The organism is Streptomyces sp. NBC_01296 (assembly GCF_035984415.1).
Taxonomy (GTDB): Bacteria; Actinomycetota; Actinomycetes; order Streptomycetales; family Streptomycetaceae; genus Streptomyces.
Window position 1 is genome coordinate 6,853,320 of the sequence record NZ_CP130720.1, and the last position, 26,995, is coordinate 6,880,314.

The window sequence follows — 26,995 nt, forward strand, 5'->3', positions numbered from 1 at the left end:
TAGGGGATCGATGACTGAGTATGGCCGGGGCCGTGGCCCCGAACCGTGGCACCCGGAGGACCCCCTGTACGGGGACCAGGGGTGGACCGGGCACGAGGCCCAGCAGGCTCAGATGCCCTATGCCGGTGGCCCGCAGCAGCAGCATCCGCAGGAGCCGCAGTACCAACAGGACCCGCAGCAGTACCAGCAGAACCCGCAGTATCAGCAGAACCCGCAGTACCAGCAGGACCAGTACCCGCAGCAGTACATGCAGCAGGGGCAGTACCCGGAGCAGCAGCAGGGCTACGCCCCGCAGCAGCCCCTCCAGACCCAGCAGCTGCAGCAACAACAGCTGCTGCAGCCGCAGCAGCAGCCGGGCTATGACGGCCAGGGCTGGGACACCGGCCAAGGCCAGTACACCGGTGTCCCGCAGGCCGACCCGTACCTCGGCGCGGACCCGTACGCCCAGCAGCCCGTCGGCGGATACCCGGGCGAGGCCCCCGACCTCTACGCCACCCCCGAGGCCTACCCGCCGCCGCAGCCCCCGGGCCGGCGGCACCTGGTCACGGAGCAGGAGCCGGAGGCGGAGGCGGAGGCGGAGTACGCCGACGAAGAGGCCGAGGAGGCCTCGATCCTGCCCGGCGGCGGAGGCGACGACGATCCCGACGAGCCGAACGCCGGCGGACGCCGCGGCCGCTCGAAGGGCAAGCCCAAGCGCCGCAACGGCGCGGCCTGCCTGATCGCCGCCGTGGTCATCGTCGCCGTCATCGGCGGTGGCGGCTACTACGGCTACGACTACATCAAGTCCAAGTTCACCACCGGCGAGGACTACGCCGGTGAGGGCGAGGGCTCCGTCCAAATCGACATCCCCAAGGGCACCGGCGTCGGTGAGATGGGCCGCATCCTCAAGTCGCACGGCGTCGTGAAGAGCGCGGACGCCTTCGTCGCGGCCGCCAAGGCCAACCCCAAGGGCGGTGCGATCCAGGCGGGCTCCTACGTGATGAAGGAGCACATGTCGGGCAAGGCCGCCGTGGACCTCATGGTGAACGGCGCCGGGGTCAACGCCCTGGACGTCATCCCTGGCTGGAAGAACATCCAGGTCTACAAGGCCATCGACGAGAAGCTCAAGCTCAAGGAGGGCACGACCAAGGACGTCGCCTCCAAGGAGGCGAAGAGCCTCGGTCTGCCCGAGTGGGCCAACAACAGCAAGGACATCAAGGACCCGCTGGAGGGCTTCCTCTACCCGGCCCGCTACGACCTCAGCAAGGACGCGAGCCCCCAGTCGCTGCTCAAGCAGATGGTGGCCAAGTCCAACGAGGCCTACGCGAGCGCGGACCTCCAGGGGCAGGCGGCCAAGCTGGGCCTCGCCAACCCGCTGCAGCTCGTCACCGTCGCGAGCCTCGTCCAGGCCGAAGGCAAGTACCAGCACGACTTCGACAAGATCTCCCGGGTCGTCTACAACCGTCTGAAGCCGGGCAACACCGAGACGTACGGTCTGCTCGACTTCGACTCCACGGTCAACTACATCAAGGGTTCGAGCACCCTGGACGTCGGTTCCGTCAACGACCTCCGCAAGATCGACGACCCGTACAACACGTACAAGATCAAGGGTCTCCCGGCCGGCCCGATCGGAAACCCGGGCCCCGACGCACTCAAGTCGGCGATCAACCCGGCCACCGGCCCGTGGTACTACTTCGTGTCGGTGAACGAGAACGAGACGCTCTTCGCCGTGACGAACGCCGAGCACAACCAGAACCGCCAGAAGTACGAAGAGGAACGGAAGAAGGCAGGGCAGTGATACGCGCAGCCGTGCTCGGTTCACCGATCGAGCACTCCCTCTCACCGGTGCTGCACCGCGCCGCGTACCAGGAGCTCGGCCTCGTCGACTGGTCCTACGACCGCTTCGAGATAGACGAGGCCGCGCTCCCGCAGTTCGTCGCGGGCCTCGGCCCCGAGTGGGCCGGGCTGTCCCTGACGATGCCGCTCAAGCGCGCCGTCATCCCGCTGCTCGACGGCATCAGCGACACCGCCGCCTCGGTCGAGGCGGTCAACACGGTCGTCCTGACCAAGGACGGGCGGCGCCTCGGCGACAACACCGACATCCCCGGCATCGTCTCCGCGCTCCACGAGCGCGGCGTCGACAAGGTGGAGAACGCGACCATCCTCGGCGCCGGCGCCACCGCCTCCTCGGCACTGGCCGCCCTCGCCCGGATCTGCTCCGGCGAGGTCACGGTGTACGTGCGCTCCCGGGCGCGCGCCGACGAGATGCAGGAGTGGGGAGAGCGCCTCGGCGTGGCCGTCCGCACGGCCGACTGGGCGGACGCCGCCGACGGGCTCGGCGCGCCGCTGGTCATCGCGACCACCCCGGCCAGCGCCACGGACTGGCTCGCAGCCGCCGTACCGGCCGGCCCGGGCACCCTGTTCGACGTCCTGTACGACCCGTGGCCGACCGCCCTCGCAGCTGCCTGGTCGCAGCGCGACGGCCGCCTCCTCGGCGGCCTGGACCTCCTCGTCCACCAGGCGGTGCTCCAGGTCGAGCAGATGACCGGCCGCCACACCGCGCCGCTGGCCGCCATACGGGCCGCCGGCGAGGCCGCGCTGCGCGCCCGCCACTAGGTCGTGTCGTCAAAGTCCCGTCTGGCTGGCTGGGCCTGGCACGCACGCTCGCCGCGTTGTCGTCGGTCACCGACGTCCCCCAGCTACCGCTGGGAGGTGCCCCCACCGCGTCGCTTCCCTCCTCCGCCTTGGGCCCCGGCCGGCACACCTGATGCACTGCGGACACTGATCTTGCTCGCGTGAAACCGGACCCGCCAGGGTGGGGAGGGTGCACCGGCGTCCGCCAGCTGGACCGGAGGGCGGTGCACCGGCCCGGACGTGGGAGGATCGGGTAAGGCGGGTCCGGGCCGCGCACCCGGCCGCGCCGCAGCAGTACCAGGCGCGAGCATGAGGAGCATCGTTGAGCAGGTTGCGTTGGCTGACCGCCGGGGAGTCGCACGGTCCGGCGCTGGTGGCGACGCTGGAGGGGCTTCCCGCCGGCGTTCCGGTCACCACCGAGCTGGTGGCCGAACACCTGGCCCGGCGCCGGCTCGGCTACGGCCGTGGCGCCCGGATGAAGTTCGAGCAGGACGAGATCACCTTCCTCGGCGGCGTCCGCCACGGGCTGTCGCAGGGGTCCCCGATCGCCGTCATGATCGGCAACACCGAGTGGCCGAAGTGGGAGACCGTGATGTCGGCCGACCCGGTCGACCCCTCGCTGCTCAAGGAGACCGGCCGCAATGCGGCGCTGACGCGCCCCCGCCCCGGTCACGCCGACCTCGCGGGCATGCAGAAGTACGGCTTCTCGGAGGCCCGCCCGATCCTGGAGCGCGCCAGCGCCCGCGAGACCGCCGCCCGTGTCGCCCTCGGTGCGATCGCCCGGTCCTTCATCAAGGAGACCGCGGGCATCGAGATCGTCTCGCACGTGGTGGAGCTGGCCGCGGCCAAGGCCCCCTACGGCGTCTACCCGACCCCCGCCGACGTCGACAAGCTCGACGCCGACCCGGTGCGCTGCCTCGACGCCGACGCGTCGAAGGCGATGGTCGCGGAGATCGACCAGGCCCACAAGGACGGCGACACCCTCGGCGGCGTCGTCGAGGTCCTCGCGTACGGGGTGCCCGTCGGTCTCGGCTCGCACGTGCACTGGGACCGCCGCCTGGACGCCCGCCTCGCGGCCGCGCTGATGGGCATCCAGGCCATCAAGGGCGTCGAGGTCGGCGACGGCTTCGACCTGGCCCGCGTACCGGGCTCGCAGGCACACGACGAGATCGTCTCCACCCCCGAGGGCCTCAAGCGCACCTCCGGCCGCTCCGGCGGCACCGAGGGCGGTCTGACCACCGGCGAGCTGCTGCGCGTACGGGCCGCGATGAAGCCGATCGCGACCGTGCCGAAGGCCCTCGCGACCGTGGACGTGGCGACCGGCGAAGCGGCGGTGGCCCACCACCAGCGCTCCGACGTGTGTGCCGTCCCCGCCGCCGGCATCGTCGCCGAGGCGATGGTCGCCCTCGTCCTCGCGGACGCGGTCGTCGAGAAGTTCGGCGGAGACTCCGTCCCCGAGACCCGCCGCAACGTTCAGTCGTACCTCGACAACCTGCAGATCCGGTGACGGGCGGACCACTGGTCGTCCTCGTCGGGCCCATGGGGTCCGGCAAGTCCACGGTGGGGGCGCTGCTCGCCGAACGGCTCGGCGTCCCCTACCGGGACAGCGACGCCGACATCGTCGCGGCCCAGGGCCGCGAGATCTCGGACATCTTCGTCGACGAGGGCGAGCCGTACTTCCGTGAGCTGGAGCGGCAGGCGGTCGCCGCCGCGCTCGCCGAGCACACCGGAATCCTCGCCCTCGGCGGCGGCGCCGTCCTCGACGCGGGCACCCGGGAGCTGCTGGCCGGCCTGCCCGTCGCCTACCTGTCGATGGACGTCGAGGAAGCCGTCCGGCGCGTCGGCCTGGGCGCCGCGCGCCCGCTGCTCGCCGTGAACCCGCGCCGCCAGTGGCGCGAGCAGATGGAGGCCCGGCGCCCCCTGTACACCGAAGTCGCGCGCGTCGTGGTGGCCACCGACGACCGCACCCCCGAAGAGGTCGCCCAGGCGGTCCTCGACGCTCTGGAGTTGAAGGACGTATGACAGACCAGGTGACGCGCATCCAGGTCGGCGCCGTAGCCGGACACGACGCGTACGACGTGCTGGTCGGCCGACAGCTGCTCGGCGAGCTCGGCGCACTGATCGGTACGAAGGCCCAGCGGGTCGCCGTGATCCACCCCGAGGCGCTGGCCTCGACCGGTGAGGCACTGCGCGACGACCTGGCCGGGCAGGGCTACGAGGCGGTCGCCATCCAGGTGCCGAACGCCGAGGAGGCCAAGACGGCCGAGGTCGCCGCGTACTGCTGGAAGGCGCTCGGCCAGTCCGGGTTCACCCGCACCGACGTGATCGTCGGCGTCGGCGGCGGCGCCACCACGGACCTCGCGGGCTTCGTCGCGGCCACTTGGCTGCGCGGGGTGCGCTGGATCGCCGTACCGACCACCGTCCTCGCGATGGTCGACGCGGCCGTCGGCGGCAAGACCGGCATCAACACCGCCGAGGGCAAGAACCTGGTCGGCTCCTTCCACCCGCCGGCCGGCGTGCTCTGCGACCTGGCGGCGCTGGACTCGCTGCCGGTCAACGACTACGTCAGCGGCCTCGCCGAGATCATCAAGGCCGGTTTCATCTCCGACCCGGTGATCCTCGACCTGATCGAGGCGGACCCGGCGGCGGCCCGCACGCCCGACGGCCCGCACACCGCGGAGCTGATCACGCGCTCCATCCGGGTCAAGGCGGACGTGGTCTCCAGCGACCTCAAGGAGGCCGGGCTGCGCGAGATGCTCAACTACGGGCACACGCTCGCGCACGCCATCGAGAAGAACGAGCGCTACAAGTGGCGGCACGGCGCCGCCGTGTCCGTCGGCATGGTCTTCGCCGCCGAACTCGGCCGGCTCGCAGGGCGGCTCGACGACGCGACGGCCGACCGGCACCGGGAGATCCTCGCCGCCGTCGGCCTGCCGCTGACCTACCGCGGCGACCAGTGGCCCCAGCTGCTCCAGACCATGCAGGTCGACAAGAAGTCCCGCGGCAACCTGCTGCGCTTCATCGTCCTCGACGGACTGGCCAAGCCCACCGTCCTCGAGGGCCCCGACCCGGCGCACCTGGTCGCCGCGTACGGCGAGGTGTCGGCGTGAGCCGCAAGGTGCTCGTGCTGAACGGTCCGAACCTGGGCCGGCTCGGGTCGCGCGAGCCCGACGTGTACGGGGCCACCTCGTACGCCGGGCTCGTGGAGAGCTGCCGCGCACTGGGCGAGGAGCTCGGCTTCGACGTCGAGGTCCGCGAGACCAACGACGAGGGCGCGATCGTACGCTGGCTGCACGAGGCGGCGGACGGCAAGATCCCGGTCGTGATCAACCCGGGTGCCTTCACGCACTACTCGTACGCCATGCGGGACGCGGCCGCGCAGCGCACCGCGCCGCTGATCGAGGTGCACATCTCGAACCCGTACGCCCGCGAGGAGTTCCGGCACACGTCGGTCATCGCCTCGGTGGCGACCGGGACGGTGGCGGGCTTCGGCATCGGCTCGTACCGGCTGGCGCTGCGCGCACTGGCGGACGAAGTCTGACGGTGCTGGTGGGCGGCTCTGCCGCCGCGGTCATATAACGTTCTCGCATCAGTCGGTGGAACGAGACGGAGTGGCAGCGGATGCAGCAAGGAGTAGGGGGCGGCGGCGCGGGCTGGGGGCAGCCGGGACATCATCCGGCGGCGCCCCCGCAGCCGCCGATACCCCCTGCGCAGGGGTGGCCGGTGCCTGCGCCGCCGCAGGCACCGCCGCCGCACGTACCGCCGCCGTCCGGCCCTGAGGCCACGACGGGGCACATTCCGCTGCCGCCCGCGGTGCCCGGCACCGGCGGCGCCACGCTGGCCGTGCTGCTGATCGGCCCGGCGGGCGCGGGGAAGACCACGGTGGCCCGGCACTGGGCCAGCACCCGGCCGGTACCGACCGCGCACGTGAGCCTGGACGACGTCCGGGAATGGGTGTGCTCGGGCTTCGCGGACCCGCAGGCCGGCTGGAACGACCACTCCGAGGCCCAGTACCGGCTGGCCCGCCGCACCTGCGGCTTCGCCGCCCGCAACTTCCTGGCCAACGGGATCTCGTGCATCCTCGACGACGCCGTCTTCCCGGACCGGCCCGTGGTGGGCCTGGGCGGCTGGAAGCGCCACGTCGGCCCCGCCCTGCTGCCCGTCGTCCTCCTCCCCGGCCTGGAGATCGTCCTGGAGCGCAATGCGGCCCGCTCGGGGAACCGGCGCCTGTCGGACGAGGAAGTCGCCCGCATCCACGGCCGGATGGCCGGCTGGTACGGCTCCGGCCTGCCGATCATCGACAACTCGGACCTCGACGTGGAAGGCACGTCCCGGGCCCTGGACGAAGCCCTGGCCCGAGCCATCGCGGCACCCGCCTTCTGACCGCTCCCGCCCGGCCGGGCCCTCGTACGGGCGTGCTCACCAGGCCGGATGCGTGGGGCGCTCGTACGCTCGAAGACATGTCAGACGTGTACGCGGCCCGCAGGGGCCTGCTTCGCGACCGCTGTGCCGCCGCGGGGAACGCCGCCGCACTGATCACGCGTCCGGCGAACGTCCGCTACCTCGCCGGGGCGTCCCCGCCGGGCGCCGTCCTGCTCGTCGGGCCGGCCGGCGAGGACATGCTGTTCACGGTCGGCCCGCCCAGCGGCGAAGCCGAGGAGGGCCGCCTCGACGACCAGCTCAGACTCTCCGTGCTGTCCGCCCCCGGAAGCGACGCCGCCGTCGCGGCCGGCGACATGGCCGGCTCCCTGCGCGCCGAATCGCTGGCCGTCGAGGAGCACCACCTCACCGTCGCCCGGCACCGCGCCCTGCGCTCCGTCGCGCCCAAGCTGCGGCTCGCGGATCTCGGGACCTCCGTGGAGCAGCAGCGCCTCATCAAGGACGAGGAGGAGATCGCCTGCCTGCGGATCGCCGCCGAGATCGCCGACCAGGCGCTCGGCGAACTGCTGGAGTCGATCCTGGTGGGCCGCACCGAACGCCACCTCGCCCTGGAGCTGGAGCGCCGCCTCGTCGACCACGGGGCCGACGGACCGGCGTTCCCGACCTCCGTCGGCACCGGGCCGAACTCGGGCGGTTCCCGGCACCGGCCGTCCGACCGCCGGGTCGAGGAGGGCGACTTCCTCTCCGTCTGCCTCGGCGCCAACTACCGCGGCTACCGCTGTGAGATCGGCCGGACCTTCGTGATCGGCACCAGCCCGGCCGACTGGCAGATCGAGCTCTACGATCTTGTTTTCGCGGCCCAGCGGGCCGGCCGCGAGGCCCTCCTGCCCGGCGCTGCGTACCGCGAGGTCGACCGTGCCGCGCGCTCCGTACTGGACTCCGCAGGACACGGTGAATCCCTCGCTCCGTGGACCGGACACGGTGTCGGCCTCGAAATCGACGAGGACCCGCAGCTTGCACCTACGGCAATGGGTAAACTGGACGCTTGCGTGCCGGTCACCGTCGAACCGGGGGTTCACCTCCCGGGCCGGGGAGGTGTCCGGATCGATGACACGCTCGTCGTACGCCCCGAGGCGGACGGCGGTCCCGAGCTACTCACCATTACGACCAAGGAGCTGCTCGCGCTCTAGCCCGCTGCGGCGGGCTGTGCGCGCACCCGTGGTCTTCCAGTGCAGGAGATTCCGCAACCGTGGCTTCCACGAACGACCTCAAGAACGGCATGGTGCTCAAGCTCGACGGCGGCCAGCTCTGGTCCGTCGTCGAGTTCCAGCACGTCAAGCCCGGCAAGGGCCCGGCCTTCGTGCGCACCAAGCTCAAGCACGTGCTCTCCGGCAAGGTCGTCGACAAGACGTTCAACGCCGGCACGAAGGTCGAGACGGCCACCATCGACCGCCGCGACATGCAGTTCTCTTACATGGACGGCGAGTACTTCGTCTTCATGGACATGTCCACCTTCGACCAGCTGATGGTGGACAAGAAGGCTGTCGGCGACGCCGCCAACTTCCTGATCGAGGGCTTCACCGCCTCCGTCGCCCAGCACGAGGGCGAGGTGCTCTACGTCGAGCTCCCGGCCGCGGTCGAGCTCAAGATCGAGCACACCGACCCGGGCGTCCAGGGCGACCGCTCCACCGGTGGCACCAAGCCCGCCACCCTGGAGACCGGCTACGAGATCCAGGTCCCGCTCTTCGTCACCACCGGCGAGACGGTCAAGGTCGACACCCGCACCAGCGACTACCTCGGCCGGAAGAGCAACTAACCCGTGGCTGCTCGGAGCAATGCGCGCAAGCGCGCCTTCCAGATCCTGTTCGAGGCCGATCAGCGCGGGGTGCCCGTGCGCGAGGTCCTCGCGGACTGGATCCGCCACGCGCGATCGGACGACCGGCAGCCGCCGGTCAGCGCCTTCACGATGGATCTCGTCGAGGGTTACGCCGACAAGGTGAACCGCATCGACGACCTGATCGTCACCTACGCCGTGGACTGGGAACTCGACCGGATGCCGGTCGCGGACCGGAACATCCTGCGGCTCGGTGCCTACGAGCTGATCTGGGTGGACGACACCCCGGACGCCGTGGCCATCGACGAGGCCGTCCAGCTGGCCAAGGAATTCTCGACGGACGAGTCCCCCTCGTTCGTGAACGGGATGCTGGCCCGCTTCAAGGACCTGAAGCCGAGCCTGCGCCGGGGCGAGTAGCCCGCAGAGGTTCGGCGAGAACGGAGGGCCCGCAGCGCACATGCGCCGCGGGCCCTCCGTTTCTGCTTCCGCTTCCGTTCGTGCCCCTGCCGCGTCCGGAGACGCAAAACCGGCGTGGGCCGGGAGCCACGGCCGGCTCCCGGCCCACGCCGGTAACGTTTCTGCTGGTCCTGGGCGCGGGGACTAGATGTCCTCGTGCGCCACGGCGCGACGCGCATCCGCGTCGAGCACGCCCCAGCTGATCAGCTGCTCGGTCAGGACCGAGGGGGACTGGTCGTAGATGACGGCGAGGGTGCGCAGGTCGTCCTGACGGATCGACAGCACCTTGCCGTTGTAGTCCCCGCGCTGGCTCTGGATGGTCGCCGCGTACCGCTGCAGCGGACCGGCCTTCTCGGCGGGCACGCCCGCGAGGCGCTCCAGGTCGAGGCGCAGCTTCGGCGGCGGCTCGGCCGCCCCTCCGGGAGTCGTGCCCGGCAGGAGTTCCTGCACCGGCACCCCGTAGAAGTCCGCCAGCTCGGCGAGGCGCTGGACGGTCACGGCGCGGTCCCCGCGCTCGTACGATCCGACCACCACGGCCTTCCACCGGCCCTGGGACTTCTCCTCGACACCGTGGAGGGAAAGGCCCTGCTGGGTGCGGATGGCGCGGAGCTTGGCCCCGAGCTGTTTGGCGTATTCGCTGGACATAACGCTCCCGGACGCTGTGACGCTGTGACGACATGGACGCTGACGACATGGACCACGTGCGGCTCCGCCGCGCGGCTGGTAACTCACTGTGAGGTTACGCAGCGTTACTTGGATGCGTCAAGCCGAATGCTCTTCGACGCCCACGTACGAGGGGCGCGCACAGGCCCGGTGCCGGTTCCCCGCCAGGGTCCTGGTACCGTGGGAGACGTACATCAGACGTCCTTTAAGGTCCGTCCCGTGAGGCGGAGAAGGAGGTCCTTTTCATGGACGCTCAAGCTGCTCAGAACGTCGGTGCCCAAGGCATCGAGGCGATGCGCCCCGTGCTCGAGGCACAGGACATCGCGCGGGTACTGACCCGCATCGCCCACGAGATCGTCGAACGCGCCAAGGGCGCCGACGACGTGGTGCTCCTCGGCATTCCCACCCGCGGCGTGTACCTCGCCCGCCGGCTGGCCGCCAAGCTCGAAGAGATCACCGGCACGAAGATCCCGGTCGGATCCCTCGACATCACCATGTACCGCGACGATCTGCGGATGAAGCCCGCCCGCGCGATCGGCCGCACCGAGATCCCCGGCGACGACATCGACGGACGCCTCGTCGTTCTCGTCGACGACGTGCTCTTCTCCGGCCGCACCATCAGGGCCGCCCTCGACGCGCTCGGCGACCTCGGCCGCCCCCGCGCCGTACAGCTCGCGGTCCTCGTCGACCGCGGCCACCGCGAGCTCCCGATCCGCGCCGATTACGTCGGCAAGAACCTCCCCACGTCGCTGCGGGAGACCGTCAAGGTCCAGCTCCAGGAGGAGGACGGCCGAGACGCCGTGCTGCTCGGCCAGCGGACCGACACGGCAGCCGGGCTCTAGCCCGTACGAGTGAGGGCCCCCTCGGGGGGTCCGCGCCGAAGCCTGCCCTGCCCGCACTCCAGCCAGCCCGCCTGTCTGCCCTCCCCGACTTACGGAGCACCCAGATGAAGCGCCACCTCATCTCGGCCGCCGATCTCACCCGCGACGACGCCGTCCTCATCCTCGACACCGCCGAGGAGATGGCCCGCGTCGCGGACCGGCCGATAAAGAAGCTGCCCACCCTGCGCGGCCGCACGATCTGCAACCTCTTCTTCGAGGACTCGACCCGCACCCGGATCTCCTTCGAAGCCGCCGAGAAGCGCCTCTCCGCCGACGTCATCAACTTCGCCGCCAAGGGCTCCAGCGTCTCCAAGGGCGAGTCCCTCAAGGACACCGCCCAGACCCTGGAGGCCATGGGCGTCGATGCCGTGGTCATCCGGCACAGCGCCTCGGGCGCCCCCTACCGGCTCGCGACCTCCGGCTGGATCGACGCCCCGGTCATCAACGCGGGCGACGGCACCCACGAGCACCCCACCCAGGCCCTGCTGGACGCCTTCACCATGCGCCGCCGCCTGGTCGGCCGCGACGCCGGCCTCGGCAAGGACCTGAACGGCCGCCGCATCACCATCGTCGGCGACATCCTGCACAGCCGCGTCGCCCGCTCCAACGTCCACCTGCTGCACACCCTCGGCGCCGAGGTCACCCTGGTGGCCCCGCCGACCCTGGTGCCGGTCGGCGTCGAGGCCTGGCCGTGCGAGATCTCGTACAGCCTCGACGACGTGCTGCCGAAGTCCGACGCGGTCATGATGCTGCGTGTGCAGCGCGAACGGATGAACGCCGCCTTCTTCCCGACCGAGCGCGAGTACTCGCGCCGCTACGGCCTGGACGCCACACGGATGGCGCGGATGCCCGACGATGCCATCGTCATGCACCCGGGCCCGATGGTCCGCGGCATGGAGATCACCGCAGAGGTGGCCGACTCCGACCGCTGCACGGTCGTCGAGCAGGTCGCCAACGGCGTCTCCATCCGCATGGCCGTCCTGTACCTGTTGCTCGGAGGCTCCGAGCCCGCCGTCACCACCAGCTCCGCCCCGCGTACCGAGGAGAACAAGTAACCATGAGCAAGATCCTGATTCGTGGCGCGAAGGTTCTCGGCGGCGAGGCGCAGGACGTCCTGATCGACGGCGAGACGATCGCAGCGGTCGGTCAGAACCTGTCCGCCGAGGGCGCCACCGTCATCGAGGCCGAGGGCCAGGTCCTCCTCCCCGGCCTCGTCGACCTGCACACCCACCTGCGCGAGCCCGGCCGCGAGGACTCCGAGACCGTCCTGACCGGCACCCGCGCCGCCGCCTCCGGCGGCTACACCGCCGTCTTCGCCATGGCGAACACCTTCCCCGTCGCCGACACCGCCGGCGTCGTCGAGCAGGTCTGGCGGCTCGGCAAGGAGTCCGGCTACTGCGACGTGCAGCCCATCGGCGCCGTCACCGTCGGCCTCGAGGGCAAGCAGCTCTCCGAGCTGGGCGCCATGCACGAGTCCGCGGCCCGCGTCACCGTCTTCTCCGACGACGGCAAGTGCGTCGACGACGCCGTGATCATGCGCCGCGCCCTGGAGTACGTGAAGGCCTTCGGCGGCGTCGTCGCCCAGCACGCCCAGGAGCCCCGCCTCACCGAGGGCGCCCAGATGAACGAGGGCGTCGTCTCCGCCGAGCTGGGTCTGGGCGGCTGGCCGGCCGTCGCCGAGGAGTCGATCATCGCCCGCGACGTCCTCCTCGCCGAGCACGTCGGCTCCCGCGTGCACATCTGCCACCTCTCCACCGCCGGCTCCGTCGAGATCGTCCGCTGGGCCAAGTCCCGCGGCATCGACGTCACCGCCGAGGTCACCCCGCACCACCTCCTCCTCACCGACGAGCTGGTCCGCTCGTACAACGCGGTCTACAAGGTCAACCCGCCGCTGCGCACCGAGCGCGACGTGATGGCCCTGCGCGAGGCGCTCGCCGACGGAACGATCGACATCGTCGCCACCGACCACGCCCCGCACCCCCACGAGGACAAGGACTGCGAGTGGGCCGCCGCCGCCATGGGCATGGTGGGCCTGGAGACCGCGCTCTCCGTCGTCCAGCAGACGATGGTGGAGACCGGACTGATCGACTGGGCGGGCGTCGCCGAGCGCATGTCCTTCGCCCCGGCGCGGATCGGCAGCCTGGACAACCACGGCCGCCCCGTCTCGGCAGGTGAACCCGCGAACCTGACGCTGGTCGATACCTCGTACCGTGGTGTCGTGGACCCCGCACACTTCGCCTCCCGCAGCCGCAACACGCCTTACGAGGGCCGTGAGCTGCCGGGTCGCGTCACTCACACCTTCCTGCGGGGCCGGGCAACGGTCGTGGACGGGAATCTGGCGTGACACCTGCAGTAATCCAACTGGCCGCCGAGGCCGCCGAACGACGGTCGGCGGAGGTGACGGACTGGGGCGCCCGCATCGCGTGGGTGATCGGTCTGCTCGTCTTCATCGCGTTCGTGTACTGGCTGATGCGGCAGGGCTGGAAATGGCGCGGCGCCCTGCAGAGCGATCTGCCGGAGCTGCCCGCCGCCCCCGGCGGTCTCCCCGAGCACCGGCTGGCCCTGACCGGCCGGTACCACGGGTCCACCACCGCCGGGCAGTGGCTCGACCGGATCGTCGCCCACGGGCTGGGCATCCGCAGCCGGGTCGAGCTCACGCTCACCGACGCGGGCCTCGACGTGGTCCGTCCGGGTGCCACCGACTTCTTCGTACCGGCCGCGCAGCTGCGCGGCGCCCGCCTCGACAAGGGAATCGCGGGCAAGGTACTCACCGAGGGCGGTCTCCTCGTCGTCACCTGGGCGCACGGCGACAAGCTGATCGACTCCGGATTCCGCTCCGACCGCGCGGCCGAACACGCCGCCTGGGTCGAAGCACTCAATCTCATGAACCAATCCATCACGACGGAAGGCGCCGAACGATGACGACCTCCACCAGGGGAGCAGCCAAAGCTCCCGCCGTACTCGTCCTGGAGGACGGTCGGATCTTCCGCGGCCGCGCCTACGGCGCTGTGGGGGAGACCTTCGGCGAGGCCGTGTTCTCCACCGGCATGACCGGCTACCAGGAGACCCTCACCGACCCGTCGTACCACCGGCAGGTCGTCGTGATGACCGCGCCGCACGTGGGCAACACCGGCGTCAACGACGAGGACCCCGAGTCCTCCCGCATCTGGGTCGCCGGGTACGTCGTACGCGACCCCGCCCGCGTCCCGTCCAACTGGCGCTCGCAGCGCTCGCTGGACGAGGAGCTGGTCAAGCAGGGCGTCGTCGGCATCTGCGGCATCGACACCCGCGCACTGACCCGCCACCTGCGCGAGCGCGGCGCCATGCGCGTCGGCATCTTCTCGGGCGAGGCCTGGGCGCACGTCCGCGACGAGGCCCTGCTGGCGAAGGTCCAGGCCGCGCCGCAGATGAAGGGTGCGAACCTCTCCGCCGAGGTCGCCACCAAGGAGACGTACGTCGTCCCCGCCATCGGCCCCGACGGCGGAGCCGTCCCGATCGGCAAGGCGAAGTTCACCGTCGCCGCCGTCGACCTCGGCATCAAGGGCATGACCCCGCACCGGATGGCCGAGCGCGGCATCGAGGTGCACGTGCTGCCCGCCACCGCCACCGTCGAGGACGTGTACGCGGTCGCCCCGGACGGCGTGTTCTTCTCCAACGGCCCGGGCGACCCGGCCACCGCCGACGGCCCCGTCGCCGTCATGCAGGGCGTCCTGGAGCGCAAGACGCCGCTCTTCGGCATCTGCTTCGGCAACCAGATCCTGGGCCGCGCGCTCGGCTTCGGCACGTACAAGCTGAAGTACGGGCACCGCGGCATCAACCAGCCGGTGCAGGACCGCACCACCGGCAAGGTCGAGGTCACCGCGCACAACCACGGCTTCGCCGTGGACGCGCCGCTCGACAAGGTCTCCGAGACCCCCTACGGCCGCGCCGAGGTCTCCCACGTCTGCCTGAACGACCAGGTCGTCGAAGGCCTCCGGCTGCTCGACCAGCCGGCCTTCTCCGTCCAGTACCACCCCGAAGCGGCTGCCGGCCCGCACGACGCCGCGTACCTCTTCGACCGCTTCGTATCCCTGATGGAGGCCGAGCGTGCCTAAGCGCACCGATATCCAGTCCGTCCTGGTCATCGGCTCCGGCCCGATCGTCATCGGACAGGCCGCCGAGTTCGACTACTCCGGCACCCAGGCCTGCCGCATCCTCAAGGCCGAGGGCCTGCGGGTCATCCTGGTGAACTCCAACCCGGCGACGATCATGACCGACCCGGAGATCGCCGACGCCACGTACGTCGAGCCGATCACCCCCGAGTTCGTCGAGAAGATCATCGCCAAGGAGCGCCCCGACGCGCTGCTCCCCACCCTCGGCGGCCAGACCGCGCTCAACACCGCGATCTCCATGCACGAGCAGGGTGTGCTGGAGAAGTACGGCGTCGAGCTCATCGGCGCCAACGTCGAGGCCATCAACAAGGGCGAGGACCGCGAGCTCTTCAAGGGCGTCGTCGAAGCCGTCAAGGCCAAGATCGGCTACGGCGAGTCCGCCCGCTCGGTCATCTGCCACACGATGGACGACGTCATCAAGGGCGTCGACACCCTCGGCGGCTACCCCGTCGTCGTGCGCCCGTCCTTCACCATGGGCGGCGCCGGCTCCGGCTTCGCCCACGACGAGGACGAGCTGCGCCGCATCGCCGGCCAGGGCCTCACGCTCTCCCCGACCACCGAGGTGCTCCTGGAGGAGTCCATCCTCGGCTGGAAGGAGTACGAGCTGGAGCTGATGCGCGACACCAAGGACAACGTGGTCGTCGTCTGCTCCATCGAGAACTTCGACCCGATGGGCGTCCACACCGGCGACTCCATCACCGTCGCCCCGGCCATGACGCTCACCGACCGCGAGTACCAGCGGCTGCGCGACATCGGCATCGCGATCATCCGCGAGGTCGGCGTCGACACCGGCGGCTGCAACATCCAGTTCGCGATCGACCCGGTCGACGGCCGCGTCATCGTCATCGAGATGAACCCGCGCGTCTCCCGCTCCTCGGCGCTCGCGTCGAAGGCCACCGGCTTCCCGATCGCCAAGATCGCCGCCAAGCTGGCCATCGGCTACACGCTCGACGAGGTCCCCAACGACATCACCGAGAAGACGCCGGCCTCCTTCGAGCCGTCCCTCGACTACGTCGTCGTCAAGGCCCCGCGCTTCGCCTTCGAGAAGTTCCCGCTGGCCGACGCCACCCTCACCACCACCATGAAGTCGGTGGGCGAGGCCATGGCCATCGGCCGCAACTTCACCGAGGCCCTCCAGAAGGCCCTGCGCTCCCTCGAGAAGAAGGGCTCGCAGTTCACCTTCGTCGGCGACCCCGGTGACAAGGCCGAGCTGCTGGCCACCGCGGTCCGCCCGACCGACGGCCGCATCAACACCGTCATGCAGGCCATCCGCGCCGGCGCCACCCAGGAAGAGGTCTTCGAGTCCACGAAGATCGACCCCTGGTTCGTCGACCAGCTCTTCCTGATCAAGGAGATCGCCGACGAGCTGGCCGGCGCCGAGAAGCTCGAGCCCGAGCTCCTCGCCGAGGCCAAGCGGCACGGCTTCTCCGACGCCCAGATCGCCGAGATCCGCGGCCTGCGCGAGGACGTCGTCCGCGAGGTCCGCCACGCCCTCGGCGTCCGCCCGGTCTACAAGACGGTCGACACCTGCGCCGCCGAGTTCGCCGCGAAGACCCCGTACTTCTACTCCTCGTACGACGAGGAGTCCGAGGTCGCGCCCCGCACCAAGCCCGCGGTGATCATCCTGGGCTCCGGCCCGAACCGCATCGGCCAGGGCATCGAGTTCGACTACTCCTGCGTCCACGCCTCCTTCGCGCTCAGCGACGCCGGCTACGAGACCGTGATGGTCAACTGCAACCCGGAGACCGTCTCGACGGACTACGACACCTCCGACCGCCTGTACTTCGAGCCGCTGACGCTCGAGGACGTGCTGGAGATCGTCCACGCCGAGTCGCTCGCCGGCCCCATCGCCGGTGTCATCGTCCAGCTCGGCGGCCAGACCCCCCTCGGTCTCGCCCAGGCGCTCAAGGACAACGGCGTCCCCGTCGTCGGCACCTCGCCCGAGGCCATTCACGCCGCCGAGGACCGCGGCGCCTTCGGCCAGGTCCTCGCCGAGGCGGGCCTGCCCGCCCCCAAGCACGGCACCGCGACCACCTTCGCAGGTGCGAAGGCCATCGCCGACGAGATCGGCTACCCGGTCCTCGTCCGCCCCTCGTACGTGCTCGGCGGCCGCGGCATGGAGATCGTCTACGACGAGGCCCGCCTCGAGTCGTACATCGCCGAGTCCACCGAGATCTCGCCGACCCGCCCCGTGCTGGTCGACCGCTTCCTCGACGACGCCATCGAGATCGACGTCGACGCCCTCTACGACGGCACCGAGCTCTACCTCGGCGGCGTCATGGAGCACATCGAGGAAGCCGGCATCCACTCCGGCGACTCCGCCTGCGCCCTGCCCCCGATCACCCTCGGCGGCTTCGACATCAAGCGCCTGCGCGCCTCCACCGAGGCCATCGCCAAGGGCGTCGGCGTCCGCGGCCTGATCAACATCCAGTTCGCGATGGCGGGTGACATCCTCTACGTCCTGGAGGCCAACCCGCGCGCGTCGCGCACCGTCCCCTTCACCTCGAAGGCGACCGCGGTCCCGCTCGCGAAGGCCGCCGCCCGCATCTCGCTCGGCACCACCATCGCCGAGCTGCGCGAAGAGGGCATGCTGCCGAAGACCGGCGACGGCGGCACCCTGCCGCTCGACGCGCCGATCTCCGTCAAGGAGGCCGTCATGCCGTGGTCGCGCTTCCGCGACATCCACGGCCGCGGCGTCGACACCGTCCTCGGCCCGGAGATGCGCTCCACCGGCGAGGTCATGGGCATCGACTCCGTCTTCGGCACGGCGTACGCCAAGTCGCAGGCCGGCGCCTACGGCCCGCTGCCCACCAAGGGCCGCGCGTTCATCTCCGTCGCCAACCGCGACAAGCGCTCGATGATCTTCCCGGCGCGCGAGCTGGTCGCCCACGGCTTCGAGCTCATGGCCACCTCCGGCACCGCCGAGGTGCTGCGCCGCAACGGCATCAACGCCACCGTGGTGCGCAAGCTCAGCGAGGGCGAGGGCCCGAACGGCGAGAAGACCATCGTCCAGCTGATCCACGACGGCCAGGTCGACCTGATCGTCAACACGCCGTACGGCACCGGCGGCCGCCTCGACGGCTACGAGATCCGCACGGCGGCCGTGGCGCGCAGCGTCCCGTGCCTGACCACGGTCCAGGCGCTCGCCGCGGCCGTCCAGGGCATCGACGCGCTCAACCACGGCGGCGTGGGCGTCCGCTCGCTCCAGGAGCACGCGGAGCACCTGACCGCAGCCCGCGACTAGCAGCCCGTACGAGGAGGGGGACACGGATGCGCGATGCGCATCGGTGTCCCCCTCGTCATGAGCGCACAAGGGATCTTCTCGACATGTACAAACTCTTCTTCGACCTCGTCTTCAAGCGGATGGACCCGGAGCAGGCCCACTACCTGGCCTTCCGCTGGATCCGGCTCGCGGCCCGCACCCCGGTGCTGCGCACCTTCGCGGCGGCGGCCCTGGCCCCGCGCCACAAGGAGCTGCGCACCGAGGCGCTCGGGCTGCGCATGCACGGCCCCTTCGGCCTCGCGGCGGGCTTCGACAAGAACGCCGTCGCCATCGACGGCATGTCCATGCTCGGCTTCGACCACATCGAGATCGGCACGGTCACGGCGCAGGCGCAGCCGGGCAACCCCAAGAAGCGGCTGTTCCGCCTCGTGCCGGACCGCGCGCTGATCAACCGCATGGGCTTCAACAACGAGGGTTCCGCAGCCGTGGCGGCCCGCCTGGCGGCCCGCGTGCCCGTCTTCAACACGGTCGTGGGCGTCAACATCGGCAAGACCAAGGTCGTGCCGGAGGAGGAGGCTGTGGCGGACTACGTCGCCTCCACCGAGCGCCTGGCCCGCCACGCGGACTACCTGGTCGTGAACGTCTCCTCGCCGAACACGCCGGGCCTGCGCAACCTCCAGGCCACCGAGTCCCTCCGGCCGCTCCTGACGGCCGTACGGGAGGCCGCGGACCGCACGGTGACCGACCGCCGGGTCCCGCTCCTGGTGAAGATCGCGCCGGACCTCGCGGACGAGGACGTCGACGCGGTCGCGGACCTGGCCCTGGAGCTCGGCCTGGACGGCATCATCGCGACGAACACCACCATCGCGCGCGACGGGCTGGGCCTGAAGTCCGCCCCCTCCCTCGTGAAGGAGACCGGAGGCCTGTCGGGCGCCCCGGTCAAGGAGCGCTCCCTGGAGGTCCTGCGCCGCCTGTACGCCCGTGTGGGCGACCGCCTGGTGCTCGTGGGCGTCGGGGGCATCGAGAACGCCGAGGACGCCTGGCAGCGGATCCTGGCCGGCGCGACCCTGATCCAGGGGTACAGCGCGTTCATCTACGAGGGCCCGTTCTACGCCCGCGCGATCCACAAGGGCCTGGCCGCGCGCCTGGCCGTCAGCCCGTACGCGACCCTCGCCGAGGCCGTCGGCGCCGAAACCCGAAAGGCCGCCCAGTGACCGAGACCCCCGTGACCGAGAGCGCCTCGACCGAGAGCGCCGTGACCCCCTTCGGCACCCGCCTGCGCGCGGCGATGGACTCCCGCGGCCCGCTGTGCGTGGGCATCGACCCGCACGCGGCCCTCCTGTCGTCGTGGGGCCTGAACGACGACATCGCGGGCCTGGAGAAGTTCTCCCGCACGGTCGTCGAGGCGCTGGCCGACTCGGTGGCCGTCTTCAAGCCGCAGGCGGCCTTCTTCGAGCGCTTCGGCTCGAAGGGCATCGCGGTGCTCGAGCAGACCGTGGCCGACGCGCGGGCCGCGGGCACGCTGGTCGTGATGGACGCGAAGCGCGGTGACATCGGCTCGACGATGGCCGCGTACGCGCAGACCTTCCTGTCGCCGTCCTCGCCGCTGTTCTCCGACGCCCTGACCGTGTCCCCGTACCTGGGCTACGGCTCGCTGCAGCCGGCGGTGGAACTCGCCCGCCGTTCGGGCACGGGCCTCTTCGTCCTCGCACTCACCTCGAACCCGGAGGGAGCGGAGGTCCAGCGCGCGGTGCGCGAGGACGGCCGCACGATCGGCGCGACCATGCTGGGCCACCTCGCGGCGGAGAACGCGGGCGCGGCGCCGATGGGCTCCTTCGGAGCCGTGGTCGGCGCCACGCTGGGCGACCTGTCGTCCTTCGACCTGGACATCAACGGGCCGCTGCTGGCGCCCGGCATCGGTGCGCAGGGTGCGACGGCGGCCGATCTGCCGGCGGTCTTCGGCGCGGCGGTCCGCAACGTGGTCCCGAACGTGTCGCGGGGCGTGCTGAAGCACGGTCCGGACGCCGCGGCCCTGCGTGCCTCGGCCACCCGGTTCGCGGACGAAATCCGCGAGGCGGTCTCCGTCTGAGGCGGTCCGGAACCCGTTCGGAAGTGCCGTCGGGCGGTCCGGCCGCCCCGCACGTCGTACGGTCTGACGAAATTCGAACGTCTTTCACCGGACAAAACCGGGGTGTTTTGTCCGTGATGTACGGTTCAGTGGAGGCTGACCAGGACTTTTCGTCCGTTCTCGCTGACTGGAGCCGCCTTGGCCGCTAGTCTCCGATCAGAGTGAACGAGCAGCGAACGAGTTCCACCGCTGTTCGGGCATTCGCCTGGTGTGGCGCCTTAGGGTTCCCCACTGGTCCGTATCCGACAGTTCGACATCCGAGGTGACGTAGGCGTGGCTCTTCCGCCCCTTACCCCTGAACAGCGCGCAGCCGCGCTCGAAAAGGCCGCCGCGGCTCGCCGGGAGCGGGCCGAGGTGAAGAATCGACTCAAGCACTCCGGCGCCTCGCTCCAAGAGGTCATCAAGACGGGCCAGGAGAACGACGTCATCGGCAAGATGAAGGTCTCCGCCCTGCTGGAGTCCCTGCCTGGCGTGGGCAAGGTCCGCGCCAAGCAGATCATGGAGCGCCTCGGCATCTCCGAGTCCCGGCGTGTCCGAGGTCTCGGTTCCAACCAGATCGCGTCTCTGGAGCGTGAGTTCGGCACTCCTGCCGGCTGACGCGTTGCCTGAAGTTCTCCCGGCGTTCTCAGGCAGTCCCGAGAACCTGGATAATCGCTTTATGGCAGCAGAGGTTCGTCCGCGGCTGACCGTGCTCTCCGGCCCTTCGGGGGTCGGCAAGAGCACGGTCGTCGCGCATATGCGCAAGGTCCACCCCGAGGTATGGCTCTCGGTGTCGGCCACCACCCGCAAGCCGCGGCCCGGTGAGCGACACGGAGTCCACTACTTCTTCGTCAACGACGACGAGTTCGACAAGCTGATCGCCAACGGCGAGCTGCTGGAGTGGGCCGAGTTCGCGGGCAACCGCTACGGCACACCGCGCGGCGCGGTGGCGGAGCGACTCGAGAACGGCGAGCCCGTTCTCCTGGAGATCGATCTCCAGGGCGCGCGACTCGTCCGCGAGTCGATGCCCGAAGCTCAACTCGTCTTCCTGGCGCCGCCGAGCTGGGACGAGCTGGTCCGCCGGCTCACCGGCCGCGGCACCGAATCGCCCGAGGTCATCCAGCGCAGGCTGGAGACCGCCAAGGTCGAACTCGCTGCCGAGTCCGAGTTCGACACCACCCTGGTGAACACCTCCGTCGAGGACGTAGCGCGTGAGCTGCTAGCCTTGATGGAAGTTGTTTGATCGTTGATCGATGTTCCATCGATCGATGCTTGATCATTCACCCAACTTCGGAAGGTAGAGCGTGTCCTCTTCCATCACTGCGCCCGAGGGCATCATCAACCCGCCGATCGACGAGCTGCTCGAGGCCACGGACTCGAAGTACAGCCTCGTGATCTACGCGGCCAAGCGCGCGCGTCAGATCAACGCGTACTACTCGCAGCTCGGTGAGGGCCTGCTCGAGTACGTCGGCCCGCTGGTGGACACCCACGTCCACGAGAAGCCGCTTTCGATCGCGCTGCGCGAGATCAACGCGGGTCTGCTGACCTCCGAGGCCATCGAGGCCCCGGCTCAGTAAGGCACCGAGCATTCCTTTCACCACAGGCCCGGCAGAACATCTGCCGGGCCTGTGGTGTGTCATAGACACGTACGACGATCAGCGATAGGGGCGTGTGTGGTGGATAAGCCGAAGGTCGTGCTCGGAGTCAGCGGCGGGATCGCCGCCTACAAGGCGTGCGAGCTGCTGCGCCGGCTGACCGAGTCCGGACACGACGTACGGGTGGTGCCCACGGCGGCGTCCCTGAACTTCGTGGGCGAGGCCACCTGGGCCGCGCTGTCCGGGAACCCGGCCGGCACGGAGGTCTGGGAGACCGTTCACGAGGTCCCGCACGTCCGCATCGGGCAGGGCGCCGACCTCGTCGTCGTCGCCCCCGCCACCGCCGACATGCTCGCCAAGGCCGCCCACGGCCTCGCCGACGACCTGCTCACCAACACGCTGCTCACCGCACGCTGCCCGGTGGTGTTCGCCCCCGCCATGCACACCGAGATGTGGGAGCACCCCGCCACCCAGGAGAACGTGGCGACGCTGCGCCGCCGCGGCGCCCTCGTCATCGAACCCGCCGTCGGCCGGCTCACCGGCAAGGACACCGGCAAGGGACGGCTGCCCGACCCCGAAGAGATCTACGAGGTGTGCCGCAGCGTCTTGAGAAGGCACAGCCTGGCGCGCGGCGTGGCCGAGCCCGACCTGGTCGGCCGGCACGTGGTGATCAGCGCGGGCGGCACGAGGGAACCGCTCGACCCGGTCCGCTTCCTCGGCAACCGCTCCTCCGGCAAGCAGGGCTACGCGCTGGCCCGCACGGCCGTCGCCCGCGGCGCCCGGGTCACCCTGGTGGCGGCCAACACCGCACTGGCCGACCCGGCCGGGGTGGACGTCGTACGGGTCGGGACGGCCGTACAGCTGCGCGAGGCGGTCCTCAAGGCGGCGGCGGACGCCGACGCCGTGGTGATGGCCGCGGCCGTGGCCGACTTCCGGCCGGCCGAGTACGCGGACGGCAAGATCAAGAAGAAGGACGGGCAGGATCCGGCGCCCGTGGCGCTCGTCCGCAACCCCGACGTCCTCGCGGAGATCTCGGCCGACCGGGCCCGGGAGGGCCAGGTCGTCGTCGGTTTCGCCGCCGAAACTGACAATGTGCTGGCGAACGGCCGGGCCAAATTGCTCCGCAAGGGGTGTGATCTTCTCGTCGTGAACGAGGTGGGCGCATCCAAGACCTTCGGTTCCGAGGAGAACGAGGCCGTGATCCTTGCCTCCAGTGGGGCCGAGACCCCGGTTCCCTATGGTCCGAAGGAAGCGCTGGCCGAGGTGATTTGGGACCAGGTCGCTCCACGGCTGGCTCCACGACGCGCCTGAGCGACGGCTCTTCTCGTAGCCGATTCCATGAGCCAGAATGGAGTGCCGCAGGTCACATGGCTCCCATTGGGCGAGACAGGTGGTCCGGCAAACGGTGGCGACCGATAAACTGCATTCGGAACGTGATCGGGCGCAGCCCCCGGTGTGGTTCCGCCAAATGATCAGCCAGCAGCCGCTGCAACCCCAGGGAGCGTTGTGTCCCGTCGCCTGTTCACCTCGGAGTCCGTCACCGAGGGTCACCCCGACAAGATCGCTGACCAGATCAGCGACACGATCCTCGACGCACTTCTCACCGAGGACCCGACCTCGCGTGTGGCCGTGGAGACCCTCATCACCACCGGTCTCGTCCACATCGCCGGTGAGGTGACGACGAAGGCGTACGCGCCGATCGCGCAGCTCGTCCGCGACAAGATCCTCGAGATCGGCTACGACTCGTCGAAGAAGGGCTTCGACGGCGCCTCCTGCGGCGTCTCGGTGTCGATCGGCGCGCAGTCCCCGGACATCGCGCAGGGCGTCGACACCGCGTACGAGAAGCGCGTCGAGGGCGACGAGGACGAGCTCGACAAGCAGGGCGCCGGCGACCAGGGCCTGATGTTCGGCTACGCGTGCGACGAGACCCCCGAGCTCATGCCGCTCCCGATCCACATCGCGCACCGGCTCTCGCGCCGCCTGTCCGAGGTCCGCAAGAACGGGACCATCCCGTACCTGCGCCCCGACGGCAAGACCCAGGTCACCATCGAGTACGACGGCGACAAGGCCGTCCGCCTCGACACGGTCGTCGTGTCCTCGCAGCACGCCTCGGACATCGACCTGGACTCGCTGCTCGCTCCGGACATCCGCGAGTTCGTCGTCGAGCACGTGCTCAAGGAGCTCGTCGAGGACGGCATCAAGCTCGACACCGACGGCTACCGCCTGCTGGTCAACCCGACCGGCCGCTTCGAGATCGGCGGCCCGATGGGCGACGCCGGCCTGACCGGCCGCAAGATCATCATCGACACGTACGGCGGCATGGCCCGCCACGGCGGCGGCGCCTTCTCCGGCAAGGACCCGTCCAAGGTCGACCGCTCCGCCGCGTACGCGATGCGCTGGGTCGCCAAGAACGTGGTCGCCGCCGGCCTCGCCTCGCGCTGCGAGGTCCAGGTCGCGTACGCCATCGGCAAGGCGGAGCCGGTCGGTCTGTTCGTCGAGACCTTCGGCACCGCCAAGGTCGAGGTCCAGAAGATCGAGGACGCGATCGGCCAGGTCTTCGACCTGCGCCCGGCCGCGATCATCCGCGACCTGGACCTGCTGCGCCCGATCTACGCCCAGACCGCCGCGTACGGCCACTTCGGCCGCGAGCTGCCGGACTTCACCTGGGAGCGCACCGACCGCGTCGACGCGCTGCGCACGGCTGCCGGCCTCTAGGCCCTCTCGGCACACCCCCGCCGCACGGCGGGCACGTACGGCCCCGGACCGCTGCTGGTCCGGGGCCGTAATTGCGTTGATCGGCCGGCGCCCCGGTGCCTACGCTGCCCCTGCCCTCCCGGTGCGCGGGGTGACGGCTTCATCTGGAGCCGGGCGCGAGCCCGGCGTTGAAGGACGGTTCCACCCGCCGCCGCCCGCCCTGATCTCGGGAGGGCGCCCACTGTCGGTGGTGTTTGGTAAGAATGCTGCTGTGAGCAGGGACAACGGCGAGAGCGAATCCGAGGCGGGCGGCCCGCCCGAGCAGCTCGCGCTGATGCGGGAGATGGTCGCCGAGGCGAAGGCCAAGGCGCCCAAGGCCAAGCCGCGCACCTGGCGGGGCGCCGCCCTCGCCAAGGAGCTGCCGGTCGCCCGGATCCTCGTCAACAAGGGCGTCCTCCACCTCGACCAGCTCTGGGACTACGCCGTCCCCGAGGAGCTCTCCGAGGCGGCACGGCCAGGAGTCCGCGTCCGGGTCCGCTTCGGCGCCGGCTCCCACCAGGTCCACGGCGGCCGCCGCGAGGGCGGCGGCCTCATCGACGGGTTCATCGTCGAGCGCCGCGCCGAAACCGACTACAACGGCGCCCTGGCCGCCCTCGCCCACGTCGTCTCGCCCGAGGTCGTGCTCACCCCGGGCATGCTGGCCCTGGCCCGGGCCGTCGCCGACCGGTACGCCGGCAGCCTGGCCGACGTACTCCAGCTCGCCCTGCCCCCGCGCAACGCACGCGCCGAGGCCAAGCCCTCACCCGAGCCGCTGCCCCCGCCCGCCGCACCCGAACCGGGCGGCTGGTCCCGGTACGGCTCCGGCCCCGCCTTCCTGAGGGCCCTCGCCGGCGGCGGCGCCCCGCGCGCCGTCTGGACCGCCCTGCCCGGCCCCGGCTGGGCCGACGAGCTGGCCCGGGCCATGGCCGCCACCCTCGCCTCCGGCCGCGGCGCCCTCGCCGTCCTGCCCGACGGGCGGACCGCCGCCCGGGTCGACGCCGCGCTGACCGCCCTGCTCGGCGACGGGCGGCACGCGCTGCTGACCGCCGAATCGGGCCCCGAGAAGCGCTACCGCCAGTGGCTCGCCGTGCACCGGGGCTCCGTCCGCGCCGTCATCGGCACCCGCGCCGCGATGTTCGCCCCCGTACGGGACCTGGGTCTGGTCGCCATCTGGGACGACGGCGACTCCAGCCACAGCGACGACCACGCGCCGTTCCCGCACGTACGGGAGGTGCTGGAGCTGCGCGCCGTCGGCGACGGCTGCGGATTCCTCGCCGGGAGCACGAGCTGCACCGTGGAGGCCGCGCAGCTGGTCGAGACGGGCTGGGCGCGGCCGCTCGTCGCCGACCGGGAGACGGTACGGGCCTGCGCGCCCCGGATCCGGACCGTGGGCGACGAACTGCTGGCCCGCGACGAGGCGGCCCGCGCCGCCCGGCTGCCGAGCCTGGCCTGGGAGACCGTACGGGAGGGGCTGAAGTCCGGGCCCGTGCTCGTCCAGGTGCCCCGGCGCGGCTATGCGCCCCGGCTGGCGTGCGAGCGGTGCCGCGCCCCTGCCCGCTGCAAGGTCTGCGCGGGGCCGCTGGAAGCCCCCGACGCACGGGATCTGCACTGCGGCTGGTGCGGCCGGCAGGAGACCGCCTGGCACTGCGAGGAGTGCGGGTCGTTCCGGCTGCGCGCCCAGGTGGTGGGCGCCCGGCGGACCGCCGAGGAGCTCGGACGCGCCTTCCCGGCCGTGCCCGTACGGACTTCCGGCCGCGACCACGTCCTGGACGAGGTTCCCGACCGGCCCGCCCTGGTGGTGTGCACCCCCGGCGCCGAGCCGGTCGCGGCGGGCGCCGGGTACGCGGCGGCGCTGCTGCTGGACGGCTGGGCGATGCTGACCCGGCCCGACCTGCGGGCCGGGGAGGACGCGCTGCGCCGGTGGATCGCGGCCGCCTCGCTGGTCCGGGGGGAGGGGCAGGTCGTCGTGGTGGCGGAGCCGACGCTGCGGCCCGTCCAGGCCCTCGTGCGGTGGGATCCGGTGGGCCATGCCGTACGGGAGCTCGCGGAGCGGGCCCAGCTCGGCTTCCCGCCCGTGTCCCGGATGGCGGCCGTGGCCGGCCGGGGCGAGGCGGTGGAGGCCTTCCTGGCCGGCGCCGGGCTGCCGGCGGACGCGGAGGTGCTGGGCCCGGTGCCGGTGCCGGGCCGGCGCGGGGAGCCGTCGCCGGGGGACCGGGCCCTGGTCCGCGTCCCGCCCGGCAGCGGGGCCGCGCTGGCGGCCGCGCTGAAGTCGGCCCAGGCGGCCCGGCTGGCGCGCGGAGTCCCGGCGGCGGAGGCGGTCCGGGTCCGGATCGACCCGCCGGACATCGGCTAGGCCCTG

25 protein-coding genes are annotated in these 26,995 nt (G+C 71.1%); 24 read left to right on the forward strand and 1 reads right to left on the reverse strand.

What is annotated here, in order from left to right:
• The first annotated feature begins 10 nt into the window (after nt 1-10).
• The 10 genes from mltG (at nt 11) to nusB (ending at nt 9,244) form a co-directional block, all read left to right on the forward strand.
• The gene (mltG, locus tag OG299_RS31280) at nt 11-1,777 is read left to right on the forward strand and encodes an endolytic transglycosylase MltG (protein WP_327363269.1); all 1,767 of its coding nucleotides are present in this window, start codon (nt 11-13) and stop codon (nt 1,775-1,777) included.
• Nucleotides 1,774-2,595, forward strand: a complete 822-nt coding sequence (locus OG299_RS31285; RefSeq protein ID WP_327363270.1) for a shikimate dehydrogenase — start codon at nt 1,774-1,776, stop codon at nt 2,593-2,595. Before mltG ends, OG299_RS31285 begins: the two co-directional genes overlap by 4 nt.
• A gap of 340 nt (nt 2,596-2,935) precedes the next feature.
• Nucleotides 2,936-4,120: a chorismate synthase gene (aroC, locus tag OG299_RS31290; RefSeq protein ID WP_266631065.1), complete on the forward strand. Its 1,185-nt coding sequence runs from the start codon at nt 2,936-2,938 to the stop codon at nt 4,118-4,120.
• Nucleotides 4,117-4,635, forward strand: coding sequence for a shikimate kinase (locus OG299_RS31295; RefSeq protein ID WP_266631067.1), 519 nt, complete (start codon nt 4,117-4,119; stop codon nt 4,633-4,635). Before aroC ends, OG299_RS31295 begins: the two co-directional genes overlap by 4 nt.
• Nucleotides 4,632-5,723 (forward strand): 3-dehydroquinate synthase, encoded by a 1,092-nt coding sequence (aroB, locus tag OG299_RS31300; protein ID WP_266631069.1) that lies wholly within the window; start codon nt 4,632-4,634, stop codon nt 5,721-5,723. The genes OG299_RS31295 and aroB overlap by 4 nt, the downstream gene beginning before the upstream one ends.
• Nucleotides 5,720-6,154, forward strand: coding sequence for a type II 3-dehydroquinate dehydratase (gene aroQ / locus OG299_RS31305; protein ID WP_327363271.1), 435 nt, complete (start codon nt 5,720-5,722; stop codon nt 6,152-6,154). The genes aroB and aroQ overlap by 4 nt, the downstream gene beginning before the upstream one ends.
• 80 nt (nt 6,155-6,234) lie before the next feature.
• On the forward strand, nt 6,235-6,996 hold the full coding sequence (locus OG299_RS31310) for an AAA family ATPase (protein WP_327363272.1): 762 nt from the start codon (nt 6,235-6,237) through the stop codon (nt 6,994-6,996).
• A 77-nt stretch (nt 6,997-7,073) separates the two neighbouring features.
• Nucleotides 7,074-8,183 carry an aminopeptidase P family protein gene (locus tag OG299_RS31315; protein ID WP_266631075.1) on the forward strand — a complete coding sequence of 370 codons (1,110 nt, stop codon included), beginning with the start codon at nt 7,074-7,076 and terminating at the stop codon, nt 8,181-8,183.
• Nucleotides 8,184-8,242: 59 nt separating this feature from the next.
• Nucleotides 8,243-8,809 (forward strand): elongation factor P, encoded by a 567-nt coding sequence (gene efp, locus OG299_RS31320; protein ID WP_266631077.1) that lies wholly within the window; start codon nt 8,243-8,245, stop codon nt 8,807-8,809.
• Nucleotides 8,810-8,812: 3 nt separating this feature from the next.
• The gene (gene nusB, locus OG299_RS31325) at nt 8,813-9,244 is read left to right on the forward strand and encodes a transcription antitermination factor NusB (RefSeq protein WP_266631079.1); all 432 of its coding nucleotides are present in this window, start codon (nt 8,813-8,815) and stop codon (nt 9,242-9,244) included.
• Between the two features lie 183 nt (nt 9,245-9,427).
• Here the strand turns inward: nusB and bldD are convergent, their stop codons facing one another.
• Complete coding sequence (gene bldD, locus OG299_RS31330; RefSeq protein WP_007263032.1) at nt 9,428-9,928, reverse strand: transcriptional regulator BldD; 501 nt, start codon at nt 9,926-9,928, stop codon at nt 9,428-9,430.
• A gap of 263 nt (nt 9,929-10,191) precedes the next feature.
• Between bldD and pyrR the strand changes: the two genes are divergently transcribed.
• The 14 genes from pyrR (at nt 10,192) to OG299_RS31400 (ending at nt 26,989) form a co-directional block, all read left to right on the forward strand.
• On the forward strand, nt 10,192-10,788 hold the full coding sequence (gene pyrR / locus OG299_RS31335; protein ID WP_266631081.1) for a bifunctional pyr operon transcriptional regulator/uracil phosphoribosyltransferase PyrR: 597 nt from the start codon (nt 10,192-10,194) through the stop codon (nt 10,786-10,788).
• A gap of 104 nt (nt 10,789-10,892) precedes the next feature.
• Nucleotides 10,893-11,882, forward strand: a complete 990-nt coding sequence (locus OG299_RS31340; protein ID WP_266631082.1) for an aspartate carbamoyltransferase catalytic subunit — start codon at nt 10,893-10,895, stop codon at nt 11,880-11,882.
• Nucleotides 11,883-11,884: 2 nt separating this feature from the next.
• Complete coding sequence (locus OG299_RS31345) at nt 11,885-13,171, forward strand: dihydroorotase (protein WP_266631083.1); 1,287 nt, start codon at nt 11,885-11,887, stop codon at nt 13,169-13,171.
• Nucleotides 13,168-13,749 carry a PH-like domain-containing protein gene (locus tag OG299_RS31350; protein ID WP_266631084.1) on the forward strand — a complete coding sequence of 194 codons (582 nt, stop codon included), beginning with the start codon at nt 13,168-13,170 and terminating at the stop codon, nt 13,747-13,749. The genes OG299_RS31345 and OG299_RS31350 overlap by 4 nt, the downstream gene beginning before the upstream one ends.
• Nucleotides 13,746-14,921, forward strand: a complete 1,176-nt coding sequence (carA, locus tag OG299_RS31355; RefSeq protein WP_266631086.1) for a glutamine-hydrolyzing carbamoyl-phosphate synthase small subunit — start codon at nt 13,746-13,748, stop codon at nt 14,919-14,921. The genes OG299_RS31350 and carA overlap by 4 nt, the downstream gene beginning before the upstream one ends.
• Nucleotides 14,914-18,222: a carbamoyl-phosphate synthase large subunit gene (gene carB / locus OG299_RS31360; protein WP_266631088.1), complete on the forward strand. Its 3,309-nt coding sequence runs from the start codon at nt 14,914-14,916 to the stop codon at nt 18,220-18,222. The genes carA and carB overlap by 8 nt, the downstream gene beginning before the upstream one ends.
• 83 nt (nt 18,223-18,305) lie before the next feature.
• A complete protein-coding gene (locus OG299_RS31365; protein WP_266631090.1) occupies nt 18,306-19,415 on the forward strand; it encodes a quinone-dependent dihydroorotate dehydrogenase in 1,110 nt (369 codons plus the stop codon).
• 41 nt (nt 19,416-19,456) lie between these two features.
• Entirely contained in the window at nt 19,457-20,290 is an 834-nt protein-coding gene (gene pyrF / locus OG299_RS31370; protein ID WP_266633695.1) for an orotidine-5'-phosphate decarboxylase, read from the forward strand.
• 312 nt (nt 20,291-20,602) lie between these two features.
• Nucleotides 20,603-20,926, forward strand: a complete 324-nt coding sequence (locus OG299_RS31375) for an integration host factor (RefSeq protein ID WP_008740406.1) — start codon at nt 20,603-20,605, stop codon at nt 20,924-20,926.
• 61 nt (nt 20,927-20,987) lie between these two features.
• Entirely contained in the window at nt 20,988-21,551 is a 564-nt protein-coding gene (gmk, locus tag OG299_RS31380) for a guanylate kinase (RefSeq protein WP_266631092.1), read from the forward strand.
• Between the two features lie 61 nt (nt 21,552-21,612).
• Nucleotides 21,613-21,885 carry a DNA-directed RNA polymerase subunit omega gene (gene rpoZ, locus OG299_RS31385; protein ID WP_004948662.1) on the forward strand — a complete coding sequence of 91 codons (273 nt, stop codon included), beginning with the start codon at nt 21,613-21,615 and terminating at the stop codon, nt 21,883-21,885.
• Nucleotides 21,886-21,984: 99 nt separating this feature from the next.
• The gene (coaBC, locus tag OG299_RS31390) at nt 21,985-23,214 is read left to right on the forward strand and encodes a bifunctional phosphopantothenoylcysteine decarboxylase/phosphopantothenate--cysteine ligase CoaBC (protein WP_266631094.1); all 1,230 of its coding nucleotides are present in this window, start codon (nt 21,985-21,987) and stop codon (nt 23,212-23,214) included.
• 195 nt (nt 23,215-23,409) lie between these two features.
• Complete coding sequence (gene metK / locus OG299_RS31395; RefSeq protein WP_266631096.1) at nt 23,410-24,618, forward strand: methionine adenosyltransferase; 1,209 nt, start codon at nt 23,410-23,412, stop codon at nt 24,616-24,618.
• A gap of 250 nt (nt 24,619-24,868) precedes the next feature.
• Entirely contained in the window at nt 24,869-26,989 is a 2,121-nt protein-coding gene (locus OG299_RS31400; RefSeq protein WP_327363273.1) for a primosomal protein N', read from the forward strand.
• The last annotated feature ends 6 nt before the right edge of the window (nt 26,990-26,995 follow it).

Excerpts from the sequence above, each read along its gene's own strand:
- mltG (WP_327363269.1), top strand. The coding sequence starts at position 11 with ATGACTGAGTATGGCCGGGGCCGTGGCCCCGAACCGTGGCACCCGGAG.
- aroB (WP_266631069.1), top strand. The coding sequence starts at position 4,632 with ATGACAGACCAGGTGACGCGCATCCAGGTCGGCGCCGTAGCCGGACAC.
- OG299_RS31310 (WP_327363272.1), top strand. The coding sequence starts at position 6,235 with ATGCAGCAAGGAGTAGGGGGCGGCGGCGCGGGCTGGGGGCAGCCGGGA.
- OG299_RS31315 (WP_266631075.1), top strand. The coding sequence starts at position 7,074 with ATGTCAGACGTGTACGCGGCCCGCAGGGGCCTGCTTCGCGACCGCTGT.
- bldD (WP_007263032.1), bottom strand. The coding sequence starts at position 9,928 with ATGTCCAGCGAATACGCCAAACAGCTCGGGGCCAAGCTCCGCGCCATC.
- pyrR (WP_266631081.1), top strand. The coding sequence starts at position 10,192 with ATGGACGCTCAAGCTGCTCAGAACGTCGGTGCCCAAGGCATCGAGGCG.
- OG299_RS31340 (WP_266631082.1), top strand. The coding sequence starts at position 10,893 with ATGAAGCGCCACCTCATCTCGGCCGCCGATCTCACCCGCGACGACGCC.
- OG299_RS31345 (WP_266631083.1), top strand. The coding sequence starts at position 11,885 with ATGAGCAAGATCCTGATTCGTGGCGCGAAGGTTCTCGGCGGCGAGGCG.
- carA (WP_266631086.1), top strand. The coding sequence starts at position 13,746 with ATGACGACCTCCACCAGGGGAGCAGCCAAAGCTCCCGCCGTACTCGTC.
- OG299_RS31365 (WP_266631090.1), top strand. The coding sequence starts at position 18,306 with ATGTACAAACTCTTCTTCGACCTCGTCTTCAAGCGGATGGACCCGGAG.
- gmk (WP_266631092.1), top strand. The coding sequence starts at position 20,988 with ATGGCAGCAGAGGTTCGTCCGCGGCTGACCGTGCTCTCCGGCCCTTCG.